The following is a 4261-nucleotide window of genomic DNA, read 5'->3' on the forward strand; positions in this document are numbered from 1 at the left end:
TACAACCTGCCAGCGTCTTTCGGCGCTGATATGGTCTATGCCCTGTTGACAAGCTTTGTTCTGATCTATCTGACGGATACGGTGGGGCTGAATGCAGGTATTGTAGGAACTCTGATGATGTTCTCAAAATTTGCAGACGGTGTGACGGACGTATTTTTCGGCAGCCTGATTGACAAGACCAGGAGTAAAATGGGGAAAGCGCGTCCCTGGATGCTCTGGTCCTACATAGGAAATACAGTATGTCTGATTGCGATCTTTGCGATTCCCTCCAGTTGGGGTGATACCGCAAAATATGCTTATTTCTTTATCGCATACACGCTGCTGAATGCTGTATTCTATACCGCAAACAATATTGCATATGCATCTTTAACAGCGCTTATCACCAAAAATAACAATGAACGTGTGCAGATGGGCTCCATCCGGTTCATGTTTTCCCTGGCAACCAACCTGGTAGTGGCATCCATTACCATTAAGGCAGTGGCATCCATGGGCGGCGGCGCTGCAGGCTGGCGTAACGTGGCAATTGTGTACGGGCTTATCGGCCTGGTGGTAAATACCATATCCGTCCTGTCTGTAAAGGAAGTGCCGGATGAAGAAGAAAAGGTGCAGACCTCCGCTGAAAAGGGAGGGGAAGATAAGCTGTCCCTTTGGGAATCCGCCAAGCTTCTGTTTGCGAACAAATATTATCTGATTATTGTAGCTGTTTATGTCCTGACTTATATTCAGACAGGTATTGCGGGCATCGGTATTTATTATATGACCTATGTGCTGGGCAATCCCGCTTTGCTGGGAACCTTTTCCGCGGCGCAGATGTTCCCGATGATTATCGGCCTGGCATTTACTCCCTGGCTGGTGAAAAAAGCAAAGGGAATGTATAAGGTAAATCTGTTCGGGTATTGTATCGCTTTCTTTATGAGAATCGGTTTTATTGTGGGCGGAATGATGGGCAATATCCCCATGATGCTGTGCTTCTCCGTTCTTGCCGGACTCTGTGTCAGCCCCCTGACCGGAGATCTGAACGCGCTGATTGCAGCAACCAGCGATTATACCTACAGGACAAAAGGCAAGAGGATTGACGGAACCATGTACTCCTGTTCCTCACTGGGAATTAAGATCGGAAGCGGCATCGGTACCGCATTAACCGGATGGCTGCTCGCAGCCGGCGGTTATATAGCAAACGCGGAGATTCAGCCGCAGTCCTGTATTAATATGCTGAACTTCCTGTATCTGTGGTTCCCGTTTATCATGGTTATAATTATGATAATACTTCTGTATTCCCTGAAGGTGGAAAAAGCAAATGAAGACTGGGATGCGGAGCATGGGAAACAGTAAGAAAAGATTAGGAAAGAAACCGTAAAAACGAAACGGGATTTTTAAATATGTATAATAGTCAGACGCTGCAGGCTGCAAAAAGGCCTGCAGCGTTTGTTGTGGTGGGACAGGGAGGGCGCACAGGGCATAGCTGTGATGAGATTTTCCGTCCATTTATTAAAGCAGGTTTGCACCCCGGCTGGTTTATATTCGTTTGCCCTAGAAATTATCTCCTGCAGAATTCTCCAGTTCGTGGATATCGTCAAGGGGTATCATGGTATTAACAATGGATAGCGTTCTGCCGGCGGGATTGAATTTTGAGACCATGCCGGTGAGCTTTACGTATTCACCGTCATGAAAGTAAACGACGGTGATGATATCTCCGGTGTGTATCATCCTCAGCCTGCGGTCCAGCTCTTCCTTGCGCTCCTCTGACAGTTCTGTTTTGGGAACAATAATCCGCTCTTTTTCAGCAAGAGCTTCACGGAAGCCTTTTACTGCATCGAAGGGCATGAAAATTTTAGCACGGTCGGCCTTAGTCTGATTCGCCACTTTTATGACCTCCTATCTGAAGATTCCGTTCTCTGGTAGTTGCGGCATCCTCCAGGTTCATTCCTTTCATGATGGCATTTTTGCCGAATTTTTTCTTGATGTCCAGGACGGCCATCTGTATTTTCCGATCTTTTTCCAGTTCGGCCGGGTCGGTAAAGAGATCGTACTGCTCGTATGCCTCATCCACCACATTGTTAAAGCCGATATTTACGCGGCGGATAGGGGCGGTTTTGTTAACTATTTTCTCATACAGCAGGGAAAAAGCTTTGGTAATGACACGTACGGAGTTGGTCGTTACGGTGAGCGGGGAGGTCCCGTGGGAGGATTTTGCGGTATCCCGGGAATAACCCACGTAAAGAAAAATAGAATCCGTGACAAGGCCCTTATCCACCAGGTCAAGACAGAGCAGATCCACCATTTCCTTGACGATGAGCAGCCCTTCTTCATAATTATATTCCCGAAACAGCACCTGGCCGCTGGAGAGGGAATTGTTTTTTGATTTATAGGCTTTGATTTCCGCGATGGTGGTGGGTTCCCTTCCCCAGGAATGGTCGATGAGATATTCTGCATCAACGCCGAAGGCTTTATAAAGAAGCTTTTCGTCCATATGGGCAACCTCGCCCATTGAGGTGATTCCCATGGACGACAGCCGGCTGGCAATGCCGGGGCCGATCCGCCAGAAATCGGTAAGCGGCCGGTGATCCCATAAAGTCTTACGGTAAGTCTCTTCGTCCAGATAGCCTATAAAATCAGAATTATGCTTTGCTGTGATATCCAGGGCTATTTTGGCAAGATACAGGTTCGTACCGATGCCGCAGGCGGCAGGAAGGCCGGTGGTGTCACGGATGTCCTGAAGGATGCGAAGGGCCAGTTCCCTGGCTGTAAGGCGGTACATAGGCAGATAATCCGTGATATCCAGAAAGGCTTCATCAATGGAATATACGTGAATATCCTCTTTGGCCGCATATTTTAAATAAATGGAATAAATATTGGCGGAGTGTTCGATATATAACTTCATGCGCGGCGGCGCCATGATATATTTCATATTGTCGGGAATCTGGAATACACGGCAGCGGTTCCTGACGCCCATGCTTTTCATGGAGGGGGATACGGCCAGACATATAGTGCCGCTGTGACGTTCAGGATCCGCAACAACCAGATTGGTGGTAAGAGGATCGAGGCCGCGTTCCACACACTCTACGGAAGCATAAAAAGATTTCAAATCAATACATAAATACATTCTGTCAGACATTCCCAGGACCTCCAGTCCATATGGATATTATCCTGCACAGGCCTGGCTTAACAGAGTACGCCGCCTGTAAGAGTGAGCAGGCTGCGCCCTGCTGGCATGCCGGGAAGAAAGAAGAAGGGCGGCAGAAAGCATTGCAGGGCAGCCGTTTAATTTAATTATAGCAGAACTGATGTTCGAAGTAAACAACCAAAAAATTTTTTGATAAATATAGGGAAAATAAAGTAGCTGTGAAAGGGCTGGACAGCTGAATAATTGCAACAGGAGTAACAGATCTGCTATCTGAACTGTTACGAGTATCAAATGGATTTTGTGGCTGCGGCGAACTGCAAGGCTCTAATGCCTCAGGAAAATCCTGGCAAAAAATCCTTCGTTCAGGGCCGGAACCGCCCCTGCACATTTTGTTCAAAGGAATAGCCAAGCTCCAGAAGCTTTCGCTCCCGGCCATATTCCGCAGCAAAGGTCGCGCCCTGGGGGACTCCTTTTTTATCCATGCCAAGGGGCACCGTCAACTGAGGATAACCAGCGGCGGAAACAGTGGCGGAGGCCGTGCTGTTCAGAAAAATGACGGCATCCAGGCCGTGCTCTGAAAAAAGTGAATCCAGAATTCCCTGCGCTTCCTGTATGGAACCCTTTATGGGGCCGTCATCGCACTGTTCCACCCCGTCCGCTGCTTCCAGAAGATCCTGTCCATAACGGATGCGCCGTCTGGAATCTTCCTGATTATAAGCAATAAGCTCCTTCAGGGTGGTGATGGGAAGACCGTATTTTAACGCATACGCCTCAAAATCCCGGCGGAAGGTCAGATAAATGATATTCTGCACGGATACATCCTGAATACCGGGGAGCTCCTTTACCTGTGCGCCGGCATGCTCCAGCGCCGTTTTCAGTTGGGTTATCATGTCTTCCTGATTGTAATCATAGGTAAGCAGGCCGATCACCGCGCCGTTCAGGGCGTCTTCCTGTCCGGAAAGATCGGCATAGGAACCGGAAAGGGCGCCGTAGGCGAGGGAAGCATCGCTGACACATTTGGCGATGGGGCCGGGGGTGTCAACCGCCTGAATCAACGGCATGATTCCTTCGGCGGATATGCTGCCCCGGGAGGGCTTGAAGCCTACGACGGAGTTGGCGGCGGCAGGCCCGGAAATG

The 4261-nt window shown here is 49.0% G+C and carries 4 protein-coding genes; 1 reads left to right on the top strand and 3 read right to left on the bottom strand.

The window, feature by feature from the left end; genetic code table 11:
* Nucleotides 1-1332: MFS transporter (locus tag HMPREF1548_RS12305; protein WP_021636478.1), on the top strand; the 1332-nt coding region annotated here is incomplete at its 5' end.
* A 198-nt stretch (nucleotides 1333-1530) separates the two neighbouring features.
* On the opposite strand, the gene HMPREF1548_RS12310 is transcribed toward HMPREF1548_RS12305, so the two are convergent.
* From HMPREF1548_RS12310 to HMPREF1548_RS12320, 3 genes are all read right to left on the bottom strand, one after another.
* The gene (locus HMPREF1548_RS12310; protein ID WP_021636479.1) at nucleotides 1531-1863 is read right to left on the bottom strand and encodes a YolD-like family protein; all 333 of its coding nucleotides are present in this window, start codon (nucleotides 1861-1863) and stop codon (nucleotides 1531-1533) included.
* A complete protein-coding gene (locus tag HMPREF1548_RS12315) occupies nucleotides 1847-3115 on the bottom strand; it encodes a Y-family DNA polymerase (protein WP_035321944.1) in 1269 nt (422 codons plus the stop codon). Before HMPREF1548_RS12315 ends, HMPREF1548_RS12310 begins: the two co-directional genes overlap by 17 nt.
* 371 nt (nucleotides 3116-3486) lie before the next feature.
* A partial coding sequence (locus HMPREF1548_RS12320) for an amidase family protein (protein WP_035321946.1) occupies nucleotides 3487-4261 on the bottom strand: 775 nt, incomplete at its 5' end.

Origin of the sequence: Clostridium sp. KLE 1755 (assembly GCF_000466465.2) — a bacterium.
Classification (GTDB): Bacteria; Bacillota; Clostridia; order Lachnospirales; family Lachnospiraceae; genus Eisenbergiella; species Eisenbergiella porci.